Consider the following 18,152-nt stretch of genomic DNA (forward strand, 5'->3'; position numbering starts at 1 on the left):
CGAATGACATTGATCTTCACTCTTTGAAAGTGTCGGGTTGGGTGTGTTCATTTTTGCCCACGGATCGCCATGCTGACGACACTGACTTCCATCCTGCCGATCTTTCTGATCATCGCTTTGGGCTTGGCTCTTCGAAAGGGCGGCATCCCCAGCACCGATTTCTGGAACCTGAACGACAAGCTTGTCTATTGGGTACTGATGCCTTGTCTGCTGTTTACTAAAATCTCGCTGTCGCAACTCGATAAATCCGCGCTTGGCCTTTACTCGGTTACAATTCTGGGCGGGTTTGTTGCGGCGCTGATCTTTGCCTTCATAAGTGCGCGCCTTTTTGGGTTCGCGGCGCCGCAAGGTACATCGATACTACAGGGAAGCGCTCGGCATAACTCATTCATCGGGCTGGCGCTGGCGGCAAATCTTTTTGGTCCCACAGGATTAGATATCGCTATTCTTGCGACTGCGATACTGGTGCCGACCACCAATATCGTAATGGTGGTCATGCTGGTCGGTGCACTGCAACGCGACAATGCCACCAGTTTGCCTGTTGCAATCCTGCGCGAGCTTGCCCGCAATCCTTATGTTATTTCGATATTGCTTGCGTTCGGCGCCAACCAGCTGATCGGTGACCGGATCCCGGTTTTACATGATGTAGCAGACGTTTTAGGGGCCGGGGCTTTACCGATTACCCTGTTGGCCGTAGGCGCAAATTTGAGAGTGCGCGCTATGGCCGCCAGTGTGCTGCCGCTTATCCTTGCGTTCTTAGGCAAGATGGTGGTCTTCCCCATTGCGGTACTGGTGGTCGGGTTGGCGGTTGGATTGCCCCGGGACGTGCTGCAAATTGCTGTCGTTTATTCCGTGGTGCCAACTGGTGCATCCTCGTACACGCTGTCAAAGCAACTGGGTGGCGATGCCCCTTTGATGGCAGCGATTGTCACATTGCAAACCCTCATCGCTGCAGTGAGCATCCCTCTGTCTTTGGCAATACTGCTGCCGCTGGTCGGTTGATACAGCATTCGGAGAGCGGGATTTATGCTGCTCAGCAGGATACCTGCAGAATCCCGTGCACCCATTGGGCGATGTCCAGCAAACGCTTATCTGCTCCGTACGGGCCGATCAGTTGTATACCTAGCGGTAGACCAGAGTGATCCGTACCAAAGGGCAGGGCGATTGAGGGCACCTGAAGCAGAGTCCACATCCGCGAGAACACCGGGTCACCTGTCGCGCCAAGCCCTGCCGGTGCCGGACCAGGAGCTGAGGGAACCAACAACGCATCCACGTCGCGGAACATTTGATCCAGCATGGTTGATGCACGGTTACGGGTCTCAACCGCAGTAAGATATTCGTCTTCTGTAACCAGCAGCCCATCGGCTATCAAATCGTGGAATTGCTGGCTGATACCGGGGACGCCAATTTGGTACTCTGTTTTGCGAAGGCGGGCTGCCTCGTACCCCATGACGGTTATTTGCGCCTGTGTAAGCCGGGAAAATATCGGCGGGTGCGTGATTTCACCTGTTTCCGCACCGGTCGCGGCAATGGCTGCCAGCGCACGTGTGCAGGTGTCGCGCATCTCTATCGATCCGTCCGCCCAATGGGGACCACGCATCAGGCTGACCCGGGGCAACGCAACGTCGTATTCAGGTGGCGGTGTCAGTTTTGCTCCACGCAAAACGGCATCTGCCAACGCCAGATCACGCGGATCTCTTGCCAGAACTCCCAGCGTGTCAAGGCTGCCTGACAAGCCCATAACCCCGCTCAGATCATAGTTACCGGTGGTTGGTTTGAGGCCGCAGATACCGCAATAAGCGGCCGGCCGGATCAAAGAGGCAGCTGTCTGCGAGCCAAATGCGAGCGGTGCCATGAAGTCGGCGACCGCAGCGGCAGACCCGGAGGAAGAGCCGCCGGGGGTATGTCCAGGACATGCCGGATTTGCAGTATTGCCCGGTCGAAAATAGGCAAACTCGGTTGTGACCGTCTTGCCAATTGGGATCGCCCCTGCGTTCAGAAAAGTCTGGACGCATGTCGCGTTTTTGCCTGGTTGTCGATCGGAATAAAGATCGCTGCCCCAACCTGTTGGCAAGGATTCTGTGTCGATAATGTCTTTGATAACAAAAGGTACGCCATGGAGCGGCCCACCGTTTGGAAGTGTATCGGCAGCGTGAGCAAGCTCCATGGCGTGATCCGCATCGAGGTACTGAAACGCCCCGATCGCAGGCTCCCGTTGCGAAATTCGGTCCAGATGTGCCGCCATCACCTGAGACGGTTTGACTTCACGCTCGCGGATCAACCGGGCCAATTCATGCGCGCTGAACCGGTTTAACTCCGTCATTTCTCCAACATTTCCATGGCCACAGCGAAGGGGGTGACCGGCATGTCATAAATACCCCCTCCCAGCCGGCCAGCTTCGCCAAGCTTGTCGAGGATACCCAGACCAATTACCGGCCCCGACCCTTCGGCCACCGCGCCTCGTGCCGTGCTGCCTAGTCGAATATCTAGTGTTCGAAAATAAGGATGTGTCCCTACGGATAGGCCGGAACTGCGCGCTTGAGCGTTGTCGGGCAGAAAGGCACCCAGACCCTTTTTCTGATCTGGGCTCAATTCGATGGCCATGGCGCCGAGTCCGAAAGCCTCAATTACGGCGCTGTCACCGATTGCTCCTAATGCCCTGTCCTGGGGCACATCGACTTCGAATTTCCCTTTTGGTGGATCGGCTTGAATTGTAAACCATTGGCCGGGCAAGCCCGAAATCTGGATGCCAACCTCGCGCCCGTTGCCACCGGCAGCAGTGACAAAACTTGAACCTTCGACACCTTCGGCCAACTTCATCATGCATTTTGTGGCTGCCATCCAAAGATTGAGGAACAGCGACGGCGAGCTGGCCATGAAGGCAAGTGCTTCTTCGTCCTTGATCCCGCCAATGGTACGATCTTTCAGTTCGGCGACAAGCGCGTCTGTTGCAACGGGTGTTCGTCCATGGCAGTCGTCCCCCCCTACCAGGCCAGTCACGGCCAGCGGCACAAGTGCGATACCTTCGGCGAGCCCATTGTCCAACACATCCACAAATCGGGTGTTGAGCCAGCGGATGTGCTCCAACACTGCCTTGGATCGTTGACCCAGCCGCATCGCTGGGCGGCTGCCCGCATTGATCGGTGTGAACACACGTTGCTGCCCGCGCCAGGCATCATAAATTGTGTGTAGCGGCATGTCTGCCGAGACAACAGCGGCCAGAGGAGTGACAAGATCGTGATCCTGCGCGGGTTTCAACTCGATTTCACCATTTAGGATCATCGCCTCGGCTTGGTCGAAATCCCGAGCAAGCCCCTGCCAGACTGCTGCGACGCAAGCTGAATTAAGGATCGGGGCCGTGATTAGATTGGGATCGGCAAAGGCGGGCCCTGCATGAAGCAGTGTGTTTTCCGCAAGCCCCAACGCGTCGGCGGCCGTGTTGAACCGGTTCCAGACCGGCTGTGTTACCATTGCCCTGTCAAATGCGAGTTGATCCGCAGGATGCAGCATCAAGGATCCTCCGGCGGGGTGATCCATGTCTCCGAAAAATATAGGAACGCGGTGGTCGTTTCGTAGCCGGCCTGTACCCTTGTTCCCAGCTTACCTGGCAGCCATTTGCCATTGACAATAATCTGTGCCGAATGCGCCGGCACGAGTAGCGAAAACATATTCTGTTCGCCCGAGGCAACCTCATGCGGCGACAGTTCCAGCGCCCGTGGCGGTTGGAGCCCCTCCCAGACGAGTTCGACGGTCAGGCTCTCACCTACTATTGTCTCGGTATAACGGTGGCTCATCGGATCGCCGGAGGTTCGCACAGCTTGTGCGCCGATTTCAGGCATGGTGGCAAATGCTGGTGCATCGGCAAATGCAGCCAGTTTGCTGATGAAGTTCTTTTTCAGGAATGTGGTTAGATCTGGATTGTCGCTGAGGATCACATTTGGAGCCTCTGGCGGTCCTTCAACCTGATCAGGTGTCCCATAAAGCAGCAATACCTGACCCTGTCCGACAGGCGACCAGGCAACGCGAAAGAACAAAGCCATCGCTGTGAAATCGCCATTGTCGTCTTTTAGCAGAATGCCCGGGTTTTCACCTGTCCAATCTACGGTGCCCGGTGTGACCGGCTCGTTCAATGGCATCACAGATCCTCCTGTGGCGTTACCCAGGTTTCCGAAAAGGCTAGAAAAGCCGTGCTCATGGTTCGGCCAAAGAACTGCCGATCGGCAACGACGCCAGGCAGGGGCGTACCGTTGATCACGACCTGTGCGGATTTTGCTTCCAGAAACACCGAATACATTTCATGCTCTTTGGTGGCCGAGTTTTCCTTGGTCACCTCGACCGGCAAAGGTGCACCCATGTCGTGCCAGATCATTTCGACCGTGACGCCTGATCCACGTAATGTTTCTGAGTAACGTGCCTTCAAATTGCCAGGACGCTTTTCGACACTGTCGCAGTCGAGCCAGGTCATCGCCTCTAGACCCGCTTTGCCGACGAAGGTCGGCATTTTGGTCACCCAGCCATCCACGATCCAACGCATCAAACGCTGGTTGTCGGTCATGATCAGATTTGGAACATGTGGCCAACCTTGCGCCCGATCCGGTGCACCTAAGATGACTGCCGCGTGACCGCGACCATAAGGCGAGAGCACAACGCGGAAAAACAGTGCCAGAGTATCATACTGTTCCTGATCAGCGTTCTGCTTGAGGTAAATGCCCGGGTTTTCACCTGACCAGTCAACTCGGCCAGGGTTGTGAGGGATACGCGTGGTCATGACCAACTTGCCTCGTATGTTTTTAGTGCCTCTATGATGAAGACTTTGCGATCATCGCCCTGCAAGTGATCGCCGGACATGTAAATCTCGGCCACCTGATGCGAGATCTCCTTGAGAACTGCACCATCGTCGCGCCCCTCCTGCACGGGTATTCTCAGCATCGTATCACCGGCGTAGGTTGGGATGATCTGTCCGGAGAAATTGTCAGACGGTTGTGCCGGACGTTCTCCGTTTTGCAGCGCGCGGATGGCATTTCGCAGCAGCCGGCGCGCCTTGGCCACCCCCCGGTCGGAAAAGCTGAGATTTTCGCGCGAATGGATATTTTTGGGCCCCTGACTGACCCAGGCATCATAGTCGCCAGGGTCGCGTTGCCGCATTTCATATGGGCGATCGGGATCCTGCCCATAGAAGTCGGTCTTGCCAAAGCCCACTTTGCTTTTGTCAGTCAGGCCCTTCGGGTCATCGTTGGCATCATCGTTGCGGAAATGACGCCAGGCAATGACCATGGTGTTCGTGTCGTCAATGGGTGTGATCCAGCGGGACAACCCGCAACGCCCAAAGTAACGCGACCCGTTGGGCACCGGGAAATGCCCACCGTTCTGGGTAAATGACGGCAGCATATGATCATGGATACGGATCCAGACGATGTCATCTACACGCCGCACATTGGTGTAAAAATCACCAGTGGCACTGGCATGAAACTCAATCATCGGCATTTCGGCGAAGGCGTCGATGAATTGGCTGCGCACGGCCAGCGTATGAAGATAGACCACATGAAACGGATCCCAGGCGTTCTCCATGACCTGAAGCCAGTTGCAAGGGGATTTGATCAGGTAGGGCACCAGCTCGTCACCCTCATCATCGAAAGTGTCCATTACAGGGAAAGGAGGTTGGGCTTCGGGTGGACCCATATAGGCAAAGGCGAGCCCTTTGTATTCGATCACAGGATACGCCCCCAAACAGGCCTTTTTCTTGACCTGTGATGCAGGCGGTTCGCAGGGGGTCTCCAGAATGGTGCCGTCCAGCCCGTATTTCCAACCGTGATAAGAGCAGCGAATGCCGCCTTCCTCCACGATCCCGAACTCAAGGCTCATGTTGCGGTGGCAGCAATGCAAGTGAGTCAGCCCCAGCTTGCCTTCTTTCTTCTCGCGAAACAGTACAAGGTCTTCGCCCAGAATGCGTAAACGATAGGGCAGATCACCAACCTGATCTGTCATTGCCACCGGCATCCAGAACCGGCGCAGATATTCACCGCATGGGGTGCCTGGGCCAACCTCAGTCAGCTCCGGGTCGGGTTTCTGAGCCCAAACTGACTGCTTGTCATGGCCTCTAAAATCGCCTTTGGGGGCGTCGAAATGGTCATTCATGGCGTCCTCCGTACGTATTGGTGCTGACAGATCAGGGAAACGGATCCGGGACCGGCGCTGCGCCGGTCCAGACGGATTTGATCTGACAGAAATCCTTGATCGCGTCCGGGCCAAGTTCTCGCCCATATCCGGACTGCTTGACCCCGCCAATAGGGCTGGCGGGATCGACGCTGCGATAGTGATTGATGTAAACGGTGCCTGCTACGATAGCCTCGGCCACTCGCTCGCCTTTGGCGGGATCCGTGGTCCAGACACCGGCGGCCAACCCATAGTCGCTATCGTTGGACAGCGCGATGGCCTCGGCTTCTGTATCAAATGAGGTAACCGCCAGCACCGGCCCGAACACCTCTTCGCGCCAGAGCTGCATGTCGGGCGTCACATTGTCGAAAATGGTTGGGCCAACAAAAAATCCGTCTCGCCCAGCGGCAGCTTCAAGCCCGTCCAGCAGGCAAACAGCCCCGTCCGCCTTTGCCCGTGCAATCATTTCGGTCACTTTGCGCAGGTGCGGTTCATTGGCCAGCGGAGCAATCTGAGTCTCAAGCTCCATCGGATCACCAAGACGTAAGTCGCGCGCCCGTGACAGCAGTTTTGCCAACAAGTTTTCTTTCGTGCTGGCTTCGACGATTAGACGTGACCCGGCGACACAGGTCTGTCCATTAGACAGAAAAATACCAGAGAGAATGCCGTTGACGGTGTTGTCCAGATCACAGTCTGCAAACACAACCTGCGGTGATTTTCCTCCTAACTCCAGCACTGTCGGGACCACACCCGCCGCCGCTGCTTCGGCGACTTTACATCCTCCGAGATCTGACCCGGTAAAGGTCACCTTGCGGGTCAATGGATGGCGAACGAGCGACTCGCCAACCTCATAGCCGAGCCCAGTCACTACATTAAGGACGCCAGGCGGTAACCCAGCCTCATGTACAAGCCGGGCAAATTCCAGCGTTGAGGCTGACGCCATTTCCGATGGTTTGACAACAACCGTGTTGCCCGCCGCCAGTGCCGGAGCCAGCTTCCACGCAAGGATCATCAAAGGAGAATTCCAAGGTGTTATTGCCACAACCACGCCATAGGGGATGTAGTGGCCTACGCTGCTCACACCGAGGACTGTATTTGCCTGTTGTTCGGGCTGCATTTTGCGAGCTTGTGCTGCGAAATGCCGAAACCAGCTATGCAATCCGGCAAATTGCCCCCGTACTTCGGAGATCCGCTTGCCATTGTCGCGGATCTCGGGCTCGACCAGTTCCTGCCAGCGGGTCTCCAAAGTATCGGCAAGCTGATCAATAACATAGGCCCTGTCATTTGGGCTGGTGTTGGCCCATGGGCCTTCCCGAAAGGCGCGGTCGGCATTTCGTATGGCTTGATCGGCTGTTTCAGCGCCACATCGTGCGATCTTGCTCCATTCAGTGCCGGTGGCCGGGTTAACACTCGGAAGTGTTTCAGCGGCCCAGGGTAGAAATGACCCGTTGATGAATGGCGTATAGGTCCGCATCTATGGCCCCTCGGGCAGAGGTTGCGCCACCAAGGTCAGCAAATCGCCCCGGCGCACCACACCGCGATTGCCATGGGCAAGAACAAGACCCGAAGCTGGAAACCTCAGATCCAACGGTGCGCGATCCGGTTCGGCCGGAAAAAAGAGCGTGCCAGCAGATGCTCCGGCCTCGACATATTGTCCGGCGGAGCAGCGTCGATCAAACAGGCCATCGGCAGGGGCGTAGAGACTGTGCGTTGGGTCCGCGATTTCTACGCAGTGCGTCGGGACAGATTCCGAAGACCTGCTGGGTAGAACACCCAGATGACGCAGGCAACGCATCAGGCCAGCCTCAGCAAGATCGGTCACATCAGGGTCGACACCGCCGCCACCGCTCAGTTCCGCCGCGATCATAGGGATATTGGCCCGAGCCGCGGCGGCGTTAACAGATCGGTTGTCGTTGTTCGCACCGAGTACCCAGATCAACGGCAACCCAAAGGCCCGAGCCAATTCCATATTGGCTGCTGTGAGCTGCGCATCCTCTGAGCGTGCAGCCAACGCGCAGGGTTCGAACACTGATGCCTTGCCACCCGAATGCAGATCAATCACGGCATCCGCCCGCGGGATCATTTCAGTTTCGATAAAATGGGCAAGCATGGCGGTTGGGCCGCCGTCTGCATTTCCGGGGAATGCGCGGTTCAGGTTTTGACCATCTAGCGGCGAAACACGCGAAGAGGCGTGAACCGCCGGCGCGTTCAGAGCCGGGATCAGGATGACCTGTCCGGTCAACTTTAAGGGATCAAGTTGCGCTGCAAGCCGAAGGATAGCTGCCGGACCTTCGAATTCATCACCATGAGTTCCCCCAAGCATCAACACGACAGGCCCCGGCTGTCCGCGGATGCTGATGACCGGAACGGGGTAATACCCAAGGGGCACAGCATTGTCGGACCATTTCAACATCAGATCACCGGTATTCCGTCCCGGTAAGTCCAGATCCGTTGTGAGATGAAGCCTGCTGTTAGAGGTCGCGTGGGGATCAGTCATGTGAGTCCTTAGGGTGGTATTCTGCACATCAATATCATAACATTTAAGAAAGTGAATTGCTAAAAATAACCAGTTATGTGATATGAAGGAAAATCACAACCCACCCCGCCTATTGGTGCAGGAGGACATGAATGACCGTTGCCCTCGCGAAAGCGGGAATTGACAGGATCAAACCCCATATGGTGAGCGAGGCGGCCGATATCGCGCCGCCCTCCGCAGTCCTGCTCAATTCAAACGAAAGTGCGTTTGGTCCCAGTCCGATTGCCCGAGACGCGGCACGGGCTGCCGCCAGCTCGATTGAACGTTATCTGGAAAATCCGGATCACATTCTTGCCCCGGCAATCGCGAGCCATTTCGGACTGGATGCCGCGCGCATCACAACAGGGCAGGGGTCCGACGACTTGCTGGCGCGGCTGGCGCGGGCATATCTTGGACCCGGTACCGAATTGATCCGCAGTGCAAACGGTTATCTGAAGGTCCCGAACTACGCCTATGCCAACGATGCCGAGGTTGTGTCGGTTGCAGATGATCATTTCAAACCATCCGCTGACCGTATGATCAATGCGTTGACTGATCGGACGCGGGTGGTTTATCTGGCCAACCCCGAAAACCCGGCAGGTACTTACCTGAGCGGAACTGAAGTTCGCCGCCTGCATGCTGCACTGCCGGACAACGTCTTGTTGATCATCGATGCAGCTTATGAAGAATACGTCGACGCGCCGGATTATGAACCCGCCCATATTCTGGTCGAACAGGCGGAAAATGTCGTCATCTGCAGGACGTTCTCCAAGATTTACGGATTGGCCGGCGCGCGCGTGGGTTGGATGTACGGGCCCGATGACATCATCGATGCTGTTCGTCGAGTCGGTTTGACATTTCCAGTGGCGTCGTCCTCTGCTGCAGCTGCGATTGCGGCATTGGAAGATGAGGCGCACACACGCTATGTCCACGATGCGAACCGTAGGGGCCGGGACTGGATCAGCGCCGAGATGCAGGCACTTGGGTTGGGCGTAATACCCAGTCAGGCGAATTTTGTTCTGGTTCATTTTCCCAATATGCAAAAATCCGCAGAAGCGGCCACAAGCGCGCTTTTGCAGGAAGGGGTCGCGGTGCGGCGGTTCGCCTCGTCCGCATACGGGGACTATTTGCGCATAACTGTCGGACATATGCGCGATCTGAGGATTGCGCGGGACGGTATTGCAAGATTTCTGGGCGGAGGCGCGTGATGGTCGCTTCGTCTAGGGTGGCGGCGGATGTGCCAAAGGTGGCGCATCCTTCTGGTGCAGCAATTCTGGCACAAATTAAGGCAGCGCAGGTGCGTGAAATCGTGGCCCTGCCTGATATTGTTACCAGTGATGGGTTGCTATGGCCAATTTCTCGGGATCCGGAATTTCGTCTGACCCGCATCTGCAAGGAAGATGAAGGTGTCAGTATCTGTGGGGCTATGTCATATAACGGAACCCGTGCGCTTTTGATGATGCAGCAAACAGGATTGATGGATTCTCTCAATGCAATCCGGGCTATCGGGGTGGATTACGAATTACCGGTCGTGATGATGGTGGGTCTGCAAGGAAAAGAACCGCACATACACCCAGATTACTCGGCCTCTTACGGGGTCAGGATCATCCGTCCGGTGCTGGATGCAATGGAACTGTCGCATTCGCTGATCGAAGAACCCGGAGATGAGGCGCATATCTGCCAGGCCGTTGAGGCCGCCTATACATCGTCAAAACCTCATATTTTCCTGATCGGGCGCCCCCCGGAGACACCATGACAATGCACCGAGATGCGGCGCTCGAGGCGCTGATCCCTCATGTTCGCGACGACGATATTGTGGTCGCAGTCTATCAAAGCTGTTTCGACTGGCTGGCGCTGAACCCACGTGAACTGAACTATGTCGCAGTCGGGGCGATGGGGCAGGCCTCATCTCACGGATTGGGGCTGGCATTGGCCAATCCAGATCGGCGCGTGATTGTTCTGGATGGTGATGGCAGTCTGTTGATGAACCTCGGGGCATTGGTCACAATTGCCAGTGCCGGGGCAAGAAACCTGTATCACTTTCTATCTTTCAACAGGGTGTACGAAGTGAACGGAGCGCATCCTCTGCCTGGGGCGGACATGGTTGATTTCGCTGCTATGGCCTGGGCTGCAGGGTACGCGGGTGTGCAACGTTTCACGGATATCGACCGGTTTTCCGAAGCGGCACCACAGGTTTTATCTTTGTCGGGCCCGCAGTTCATTTCGATGGAAGTAAAGGCAGGCGCGTCCTATCCCCGCGACTATGCCTATATCCACAGCGCTCAGGCGCGTTCGACTTTTCGGGCGGCTCTCAATCGGCGTTGAGATCTGATTGGACGATGTTCAGAAAAGACTTTCCAACGGCAGACAGGGTCTTGTTCTTTGACCAAAATAGAACAGCCCGGAAGTTTAACGGCGCGGCAAATGGTATAGCCACGCAACCTGGAATGGTCTTGAGGTAGTCCAGACTGGCGCCGACGACAGAAACTCCCAAACCACGTGAAACCAGCCTGCAGATAGAGTCGGTTGTGCGCGTCTCATACTGCATGCGCCGTGCAATCCCTTTTGCTTCGAAAAATTGGTCGATTTCATAGCGAAAGCGAGAGGAAGGCATATAGGAAATAAAACTTTCATCTGCCAGATCCCTCGCCTGGGCAAGAGCATTGTCGGCCAAGGCGTGATCCACCGAAACCACGCAGCACACATCACTGTCTTTGATCACAAGGCTTTCAAATGACGGATTCGCCGGTTGGGTTGTCGTGATGCCAAAGTCATAATTCTGGGACACCATCCATTCGACTGCGTCATCGCTGGGGGCAATTTCCATTCGGGCCATCGCATGTGGGCAAGTGGCAGCAAATTTCCCTATCAGGTCCGGCGCGAGTTGCGAAGAAACGCCCGGCGTAATCACAAGATTGAGGCGCGCGTGGCCAAACTTCCCAATAGCTGTGGCAGAATCCTTAATATGTTCCATACCGCTAACGGCTTGGCGCACTTCTTCAACCAGTAATCTGGCCTCGTCTGTGGGTATCAGCACACGGCCGACACGCTGAAAAAGTGGAAACCCAACTTCTTCTTCGAAATCAGAGATCAGCCGGCTGACTGCAGGTTGAGAAATACCCAACATCGCTGCGGCCTCGGTCACAGTCCCGGTCGAGACCACCGTTCGAAACGCGTCAACTTGTCGGAATGTGATGTTCATTTGGCCTCAGTGGTTTTTGCCTTGTCATTTAGGGTGTCAGATTCGACCCATAAGATATGGTTATTCGAAATTCAAAAATCTGACCAGCATGCGATATTACTTAGTTGGCGCCAAATTGGGTTGTGTATCTGGAATGCCCTACTATTGCTGACGAGTGGAGACGGCTATGAATTCGATCTTTTGCGAGTGGATTTTACGGAAACCATGCGGAAGCTTGGCATCAAAACTCAGCGTATCTCCCGCTGACATATCAAAATCTTCGCTGCCGCAACGATAGATTGCCTGGCCCTCGATTATGTATATGAAGACATAGCCTTCATGCTGATAGCCGGGCAAATTGTCTGATTGTTCTTTTGAAATACTGATCCGCGCCGACTGGAACGTCCCTTGGGGTGCACTGTGCTTGCCCAACAGAAGGTAGTTATGCGTGTGCCCCTGAGTGATACGCCGCGCCTGGAGACCATCCCCGGCACGCGCGTGATGCACATCTGCTGCCGCATCTGAGCGTGCAAACAATGCCACCAATGGCACATCAAGGGCATCCGCCAGTGATTGCAGCATCGCAAGCGAAGGTGAGACATTACCATTCTCTATACGACTGATCATCGCAGTGGACACCTGTGCCCGAGTAGCCAGGTCACCCAACTTAAGGTCACGCTCTTGGCGTAACCGTTGCAGTGTCTGACCTATTTCACTTTCAGTGCAGTTTTTCTTTTCCACTATTTTTGCTGCCGATCATGGAATTCAGGATATGGATACAGCGCATCCGGGATGTCAACATCAGTGCCCTAATTCGAAAATGCGTCAAGGCTCGAGTATTCAGAACACTTTTTGGATTCCCGATACCAGCAGATTGTTCAGCTGACTGGTCATTGTATTTGGGGCTTGGTCAGGTTGTTGATCGGAAAATGTTGCAATCTTTTGACCATCGACGCATTCGCAATTAGCGCGTGAATGACTGCTGGTCATATCAGGTCGAAAGCCGGTTCATGATTTCCTTTAAAGGCGCGCAATATCCGAAGGATGTATTCCTGTTCTCAGCGTTCTTCTACGTCCGCTACGGAGTCTCATATCGTGATCATGAAGAAATCATGGCAGAGCGCGGGGTCTCAGTTGACCACACCAAGCTGAACCAGTGGGTCACACGATATTGCGGCGCTATTGCTGATCCAGTGCACAGACGCAAAGGACCATGCAGGCTCGGACTCTGTTCATTCAAACAATTCGCTGAGCTGACCGTCTAGCTCCAATCCGATCATTGAAACAGCTCTTCGTGCTCAAAACTTTGCAACAAAACCCTCCACCTGAGGCTATTTCAAATTAGTCAGGCAGCACCGCCCATCACACCGGTTTTGGCATCTGGCGCTTGCCTTTCAAGCTGTAATAGCATCAGTGCCTCAACCCGTCATGTGTCTGATGTTTTGCAGAAAGCCACGCCGAGGAGCGAATTCGCAGGCACTCGCTGCGTGGCTGGTGTAGACTCCGTCTATGTCCAGGTCGGTGTCCAGAAATGTAACGCTTAAGCAGCTTCGTGCTTTCGTTCAGGTAGCGAAATGCGGGTCGTTCAGCAAGGCGGCGGACGAACTCGCCATTTCCCAACCTGCCCTGACCCTCAGCATCCAGCAATTCGAGGAAAACGTAGAAGCGGCTCTGTTGCAACGTACCACTCGCTCCGTTTCTCTGACACCTCAGGGAAAAGAGTTTCTGCACAAGGCTGAAGCCATCCTGAGCGGCCTTGACGCGGCGATCCTTTCGGCACGGAGCAGTGCCAGGAAACAGCGCAACCTGGTGCGTATCGCAGCACTGCCTTCCGTCGCAATTCGGGTACTGCCGCGGGCCGTCCGTGATTATGCGACTGTTAAGCCGGATGTCTCGCTGCAAATTCAGGACGATAACGGGCGCGGGGTTGAAACCCAGATTCTGAACGGTCTGGCCGATTTCGGGATTGCAAACAAGTGGTCCGACAATCCGGCTTTGACCTATGCTCCTTTCCTCCGGGATCGCGTGGGTTTGATCTGCCGCGCGGATCATCCGCTGGCGCGGCGCAAGGACAGGTTGGCATGGGCCTGTCTTGAAGATCAGTCTTTTGTCGGCATGGCCGCCGATACCGGGATCAGCCGCCTTACCGATGGCGTGCGGGGGCTGCCCGTTTCCGTATCCGATCCGGACTTTACGGTACTGACCATTGCCGCTCTGGTCGGAATTGTCGAACAGGGGATGGCAGTGTCGGCGTTGCCAGCACTGGCCTCGCCGGATTATCTAAACCCGTCGCTGGTTTACCGCAGCCTTTCCGAACCCGATCTGAATCGCGATCTGTGCCTTATTACCTCGGGCAAACGGCCACTGCCGACCGCCGCAAATGAGTTTCTAAAATTTTTGCAACTCCGTTCGCACAAGATGTCTGCCATGTTCCCGAACAATACGGTTCAGGCAAATGCTGATAAATTATAAATTCTGCAAATAAGTGCGCAAAATATTCAAATTTTACTCTACGGCCCATTCCGACGAAGCATTCCTCCAACGCAAATCAGTCTTAGGAGGGTCAAATGCTTGCTGCAATTTCCGACAGAATGCGCCCCGAAGCCGAGGTCATGGACCTCGCGCGGTTGGGGTCGCTGCATTCGTCGACACTCAGCTTCATGCGCACACTGGTGCGCCGCATCATGAAAGAGGAATGGTCCATCAACCGCCAACGCTTCGATCTCGACAACGACGGCTATGGGACCGCGATCTACCGGATCGAAACACCGAATGATGTATTCAGCTTTGTGCTGTTTTCAAATTTCTTGTCAGACGAAGATCGCAACGACCGCGTGATCGCCACCAGCTGGGATCTGACCATGGCGCTCTGTGAGGGCGAGGTAGACGACATCTGGCTGGAAGACATGCGCGGCAACGTGCCTCGGCAGGAAGCGGGCAGGGTGGATGCGCGTGTTTTCAGTCTGTCGCGAGCCAACCGCAGTTCGCGCCTGTTCACCCATGTGCTGGAGGAGCTCACCGCCGGGCGCCAGCCCGATGCTGAGCGGATCGCTGATGTGGGATACCTGTACCGCACTACTGCCGTTTATGGCAGCGGCAAGCTGGGCATGGCGGACTGGAACAAGGTGCGGGTTAAGTTTGCCGACTTCAACCGTCCCTTCGCGCCCGAGATGTTCATTTGCTACATGCTGCGTCAGTTCAGCCTGGATCAGGTGGATCACATCGCGAAGTCTCGCGCGCCCGAAACCGCCGTGGCACTGGACGATCGGCTCAAGCGCTTCTTTGGCATTGGAAACTCGACCGGCCTGGGAATGGCGCCTTATCTGGTGAACCATGGGGAGTTGCTGAGCCAGTGGATCGAGATGCGTGAAACAGCACTGGCGCAGGTCTTGCACAAAGCCACCCCGACCGACTGGCGCATCCAGCTGTTCCATGACCTGATCGACCGGGCCGAGCAACATTTCTCCGAAAGTCGCACGGCGGACGAAGAGCAGCTCGAACGCAACCGGGTTCTGATAGCGGAACTTGCCGAAGTGCGCGTCTGGCTATCGGCGCAGGGTGATGCGTTGGAAACTTGGTCAGTACTGTCGGATCATGCCCGCGACGTCTGGAGTCTGGAGACTCAGGAACTTATCCACGCTTTATGCCTGGAGATTCATCCCGAACTGGTGAACGATCTGGAAGATAGTTTCACGGTCCTCCCCAATCCGGTGATTGACCCCGACATGGCCACCGATCAGCTGCGCACACTGATCGAGGATCGCTATGACTGGGCGTTGGCCATTGACTTCTCGGACCCGGAAAAATCGGATGCGTTCTGGTATCGCTCGGAAGAAAAATTGGAGCCCCGGCTGGGTTTTGCCGGTGCTGATCCGGGGATTGAGAAACAAATGCCGCTGCCCATCGGGCGCCGTGTTCGCGCCTGCTATGACGTGTTGTTGGAAGACCTTGAAGAGCATCCAGGCAGTGACGTCATTCATTTCCTGTTGCGCCGCCCAGCTCTGAAAAGCATCGTGCGCCGCATCCAAACCATGAGCAGGCACAAATACGCCGAAATCCGAGCCAACCTTGCAGACCGGAACGTGCGGCCCATGGATCTGTTGCGCTGCAAGCTTGCCTTCTTTGGCGTCAGCAAGTTCGACCCTCGTTCGAAGTTATGGGTACGTAACACAATGTATCAGGGGGCACCGCTGATTGATGACATCGGCCAGACCTATGAAAGCTGGTTCCTGCCACTGAAACCGCAGATTGAGGAGGCACAAGCATGAAAGTATCCCGTAACGAAATGATCACCGCGCTGTCCCGCGCCTACGAAGGAGCCGGGCACGAGATCGGTGACTATGAGGACGCTGCCCAATTGGTCACTTGGTTGCAAATGACGGGTCTGAGCGGGTTCGACCGTATCACCCTGCCACCACTGGCCCCCAAGGGTGGAGCGACTCCGCGGTTGGTGTTCGAAAATGACGACATCGCCGTTCTTGATGCAGGTGGCGCGGATGTCTGCGAGCACGGCTCATTGGCGGCCTATCTGATGCACTCCAAGGCCAACAAGTCGGGCTTTGCGATCATCGAGCTGGCCAACTGCCGCTATCCTGGCCTAATCCTGCGAAGCCTGTCGATGGTCGCGCAGTTGGGCGTGTATATCTCAGCCTATTGGAAAGATCAGGTTGGATCACACGGAGCGAGCTTTGAAAGCGGCGCGACTTTCCCGCATTACTGGCGTTTGGATAATGCAGATGAAAGCAAAGAAATCTCGACTGTCACTATCATCTGCACAAATCAGCCTGCATTGCTGGCGGACGCGGTGACACGTCAGGTGGAGCAACCCGAACTTCAGCGGTTTGAGATTTCGGCGGCGCAGCTAGCAGCCAACTATAACCAAGCTTTGGAACAGGGGATTGAGGTTGACCCCGACCAATGGGACGCCCTGAACGCCGCCGCTTGGCCCATTCTCGTTCGCTCGGATACGCAATCCCGCTCAGGCGCGGGGCCCATGTGAGGCTTGGGATATGAGCCAGCGCTTGCTCCGTTTGCAAACAAAAAATGCCGCCCCGATTGGGGCGGCGTCGGTCCGGAACTCGTTCAGCATGTATTCCCGTTGAATCGGCGCTGGGTCGCCAAAGAACCTTTTGATCCTACGCGCCATGAGCCAGGGGTAGTGCACAGAGCCAAGGTCTGATGTGCGTCAATCCTGCCGGTTATGTTCTCGGTAGCTCGGACATTCTGGCAAGGATGTCCACGCCCTGCTGTTTCCAGAAATGTAAAAGGTCGATGAATATCCAGTTCTCGGCCAGCTTATCCCCGTCTCGCCGATAGATATCTATTACCCGAAATTCACCGGCTTTGTCAGTCGCAGGCATTCCCATGAACCCGCCAGTTGGACGGGCTGTGAAGTTCGGCCAGCCAAAAAAACCGCCATAATGACCCTCTGCCAGGCGGCATATGTGTTTGGTTTTCGACCGGTCAGTGAAACCAGCACGGAAAGGGCCTGCATGCTGTTGGGCGTAGCGTTCGATCGTGTAGGTCGCCCCGATCCCGGATGGCCCCCACCAGATCATGTCTTCGGACCATGTGCGCCGTAGCTCGTCCTCAAGGCTGAGGCCGCTGTTCCATTGGCCCAGATCGGAGATCATAGAGTTGATGGCTGCCAGGGTCCGCTCTCCTTCCGCCGCAGGTTGCGGACCGACCATCAGGCCGTCATGGGTCATGGGCCCCGGCTGCACGAGCTGCGCGGCTGTCTGAGGTGGGAACGGCTGCAATCCGGCCTGCATCATGAAATGAGGTATGTCGAAATACATCGCCGTTTCAGTGATTTTCCCGTTTTCGACCTTGTTGAATTCGCAATAGCGCAGAAATGTCATTTTGCCGTTTGGCGAGATACCTAGCCAATCTTTGTCGAACAGCCCCATGAGATGGCCCATTGATACAACCCAGACCGAGGTGAAACCGTCCATCTCGTTTTCTCCGGCCATGAATATGTCCAGGCGGCGCTGCATTCGGGTCAGGCTTTGTTTCAGCGGAAGCCAGAACTGGGCACCTACGTCACTGGGGCCATGCAGTTCGTCAAAGGGATGGAATCCGCGCCACAGATAGTCATCGGCGCAATATTTCGAGATCACGTCAGGGACCGCTGATTCTTCAGCTCGGCTCAGAGCTTCATAAAGATCCAGAACAATATTTTTTTCGGCTTCGTAAGGCATATTTTTTTCTTTCAGTGCTTTAGCAGGAATTGAGCACAGGTTTTCAGTATAGTGAAACGTAGATTTGCAAACGCATGCAAAAAAAGCTTGCCTGATGTTCCAT

General features: G+C 55.6%; 17 protein-coding genes and 1 pseudogene. 8 read left to right on the plus strand and 10 right to left on the minus strand.

Annotation, left to right across the window (positions count from 1 at the left end):
• Positions 1-69 precede the first annotated feature (69 nt).
• Positions 70-1,002, plus strand: a complete 933-nt coding sequence (locus AC2FLE_RS15895) for an AEC family transporter (RefSeq protein WP_496698242.1) — start codon at positions 70-72, stop codon at positions 1,000-1,002.
• A 31-nt stretch (positions 1,003-1,033) separates the two neighbouring features.
• Here AC2FLE_RS15895 and AC2FLE_RS15900 read toward each other — a convergent pair whose 3' ends face one another.
• From AC2FLE_RS15900 to AC2FLE_RS15930, 7 genes are read right to left on the minus strand one after another with little or no spacing between them, the layout of a single operon-like run.
• On the minus strand, positions 1,034-2,323 hold the full coding sequence (locus tag AC2FLE_RS15900) for an amidase (protein ID WP_496698244.1): 1,290 nt from the start codon (positions 2,321-2,323) through the stop codon (positions 1,034-1,036).
• Entirely contained in the window at positions 2,320-3,510 is a 1,191-nt protein-coding gene (locus AC2FLE_RS15905; RefSeq protein ID WP_496698246.1) for a YlbE family protein, read from the minus strand. The genes AC2FLE_RS15900 and AC2FLE_RS15905 overlap by 4 nt, the downstream gene beginning before the upstream one ends.
• Positions 3,510-4,136 (minus strand): hypothetical protein, encoded by a 627-nt coding sequence (locus AC2FLE_RS15910; RefSeq protein WP_496698248.1) that lies wholly within the window; start codon positions 4,134-4,136, stop codon positions 3,510-3,512. The genes AC2FLE_RS15905 and AC2FLE_RS15910 overlap by 1 nt, the downstream gene beginning before the upstream one ends.
• Entirely contained in the window at positions 4,136-4,768 is a 633-nt protein-coding gene (locus AC2FLE_RS15915; RefSeq protein ID WP_496698249.1) for a hypothetical protein, read from the minus strand. The genes AC2FLE_RS15910 and AC2FLE_RS15915 overlap by 1 nt, the downstream gene beginning before the upstream one ends.
• Positions 4,765-6,135 (minus strand): Rieske 2Fe-2S domain-containing protein, encoded by a 1,371-nt coding sequence (locus tag AC2FLE_RS15920; RefSeq protein ID WP_496698251.1) that lies wholly within the window; start codon positions 6,133-6,135, stop codon positions 4,765-4,767. Before AC2FLE_RS15920 ends, AC2FLE_RS15915 begins: the two co-directional genes overlap by 4 nt.
• Positions 6,136-6,166: 31 nt before the next feature.
• Positions 6,167-7,627, minus strand: a complete 1,461-nt coding sequence (locus AC2FLE_RS15925) for an aldehyde dehydrogenase (protein ID WP_496698253.1) — start codon at positions 7,625-7,627, stop codon at positions 6,167-6,169.
• Positions 7,628-8,650 carry a succinylglutamate desuccinylase/aspartoacylase family protein gene (locus AC2FLE_RS15930; protein WP_496698255.1) on the minus strand — a complete coding sequence of 341 codons (1,023 nt, stop codon included), beginning with the start codon at positions 8,648-8,650 and terminating at the stop codon, positions 7,628-7,630.
• 131 nt (positions 8,651-8,781) lie between these two features.
• On the opposite strand from AC2FLE_RS15930, the gene AC2FLE_RS15935 reads away from it, so the two are divergent.
• The 3 genes from AC2FLE_RS15935 to AC2FLE_RS15945 are packed head-to-tail and all read left to right on the plus strand — an operon-like array spanning position 8,782 to position 10,993.
• Positions 8,782-9,876, plus strand: coding sequence for a pyridoxal phosphate-dependent aminotransferase (locus tag AC2FLE_RS15935; protein WP_496698257.1), 1,095 nt, complete (start codon positions 8,782-8,784; stop codon positions 9,874-9,876).
• Positions 9,876-10,424 carry a decarboxylase gene (locus AC2FLE_RS15940; RefSeq protein ID WP_496691503.1) on the plus strand — a complete coding sequence of 183 codons (549 nt, stop codon included), beginning with the start codon at positions 9,876-9,878 and terminating at the stop codon, positions 10,422-10,424. Before AC2FLE_RS15935 ends, AC2FLE_RS15940 begins: the two co-directional genes overlap by 1 nt.
• A complete protein-coding gene (locus tag AC2FLE_RS15945) occupies positions 10,421-10,993 on the plus strand; it encodes a thiamine pyrophosphate-dependent enzyme (protein WP_496691504.1) in 573 nt (190 codons plus the stop codon). Before AC2FLE_RS15940 ends, AC2FLE_RS15945 begins: the two co-directional genes overlap by 4 nt.
• Here AC2FLE_RS15945 and AC2FLE_RS15950 read toward each other — a convergent pair.
• Together AC2FLE_RS15950 and AC2FLE_RS15955 are read right to left on the minus strand one after the other, a co-directional pair.
• Positions 10,980-11,870 carry a LysR substrate-binding domain-containing protein gene (locus AC2FLE_RS15950; protein ID WP_496691505.1) on the minus strand — a complete coding sequence of 297 codons (891 nt, stop codon included), beginning with the start codon at positions 11,868-11,870 and terminating at the stop codon, positions 10,980-10,982. The genes AC2FLE_RS15945 and AC2FLE_RS15950 overlap by 14 nt on opposite strands.
• A gap of 141 nt (positions 11,871-12,011) precedes the next feature.
• Positions 12,012-12,590 (minus strand): helix-turn-helix domain-containing protein, encoded by a 579-nt coding sequence (locus AC2FLE_RS15955; RefSeq protein ID WP_496698260.1) that lies wholly within the window; start codon positions 12,588-12,590, stop codon positions 12,012-12,014.
• A gap of 269 nt (positions 12,591-12,859) precedes the next feature.
• Here AC2FLE_RS15955 and AC2FLE_RS15960 point away from each other — a divergent pair.
• The 4 genes and pseudogenes from AC2FLE_RS15960 to AC2FLE_RS15975 all read left to right on the plus strand — a co-directional run.
• Positions 12,860-13,063 (plus strand): annotated as a pseudogene (locus AC2FLE_RS15960) (IS6 family transposase); the annotation flags it as partial.
• Positions 13,064-13,370: 307 nt separating this feature from the next.
• Positions 13,371-14,321: a LysR family transcriptional regulator gene (locus AC2FLE_RS15965; RefSeq protein ID WP_496698261.1), complete on the plus strand. Its 951-nt coding sequence runs from the start codon at positions 13,371-13,373 to the stop codon at positions 14,319-14,321.
• A gap of 95 nt (positions 14,322-14,416) precedes the next feature.
• Positions 14,417-16,117 (plus strand): hypothetical protein, encoded by a 1,701-nt coding sequence (locus AC2FLE_RS15970; RefSeq protein WP_496698263.1) that lies wholly within the window; start codon positions 14,417-14,419, stop codon positions 16,115-16,117.
• On the plus strand, positions 16,114-16,848 hold the full coding sequence (locus AC2FLE_RS15975; protein ID WP_496698265.1) for a DUF3726 domain-containing protein: 735 nt from the start codon (positions 16,114-16,116) through the stop codon (positions 16,846-16,848). The genes AC2FLE_RS15970 and AC2FLE_RS15975 overlap by 4 nt, the downstream gene beginning before the upstream one ends.
• 199 nt (positions 16,849-17,047) lie before the next feature.
• Here AC2FLE_RS15975 and AC2FLE_RS15980 read toward each other — a convergent pair whose 3' ends face one another.
• Positions 17,048-18,049: an ester cyclase gene (locus tag AC2FLE_RS15980; RefSeq protein ID WP_496698267.1), complete on the minus strand. Its 1,002-nt coding sequence runs from the start codon at positions 18,047-18,049 to the stop codon at positions 17,048-17,050.
• Positions 18,050-18,152: the final 103 nt, after the last annotated feature.

The organism is Ruegeria sp. CDSA077, assembly GCF_059612265.1.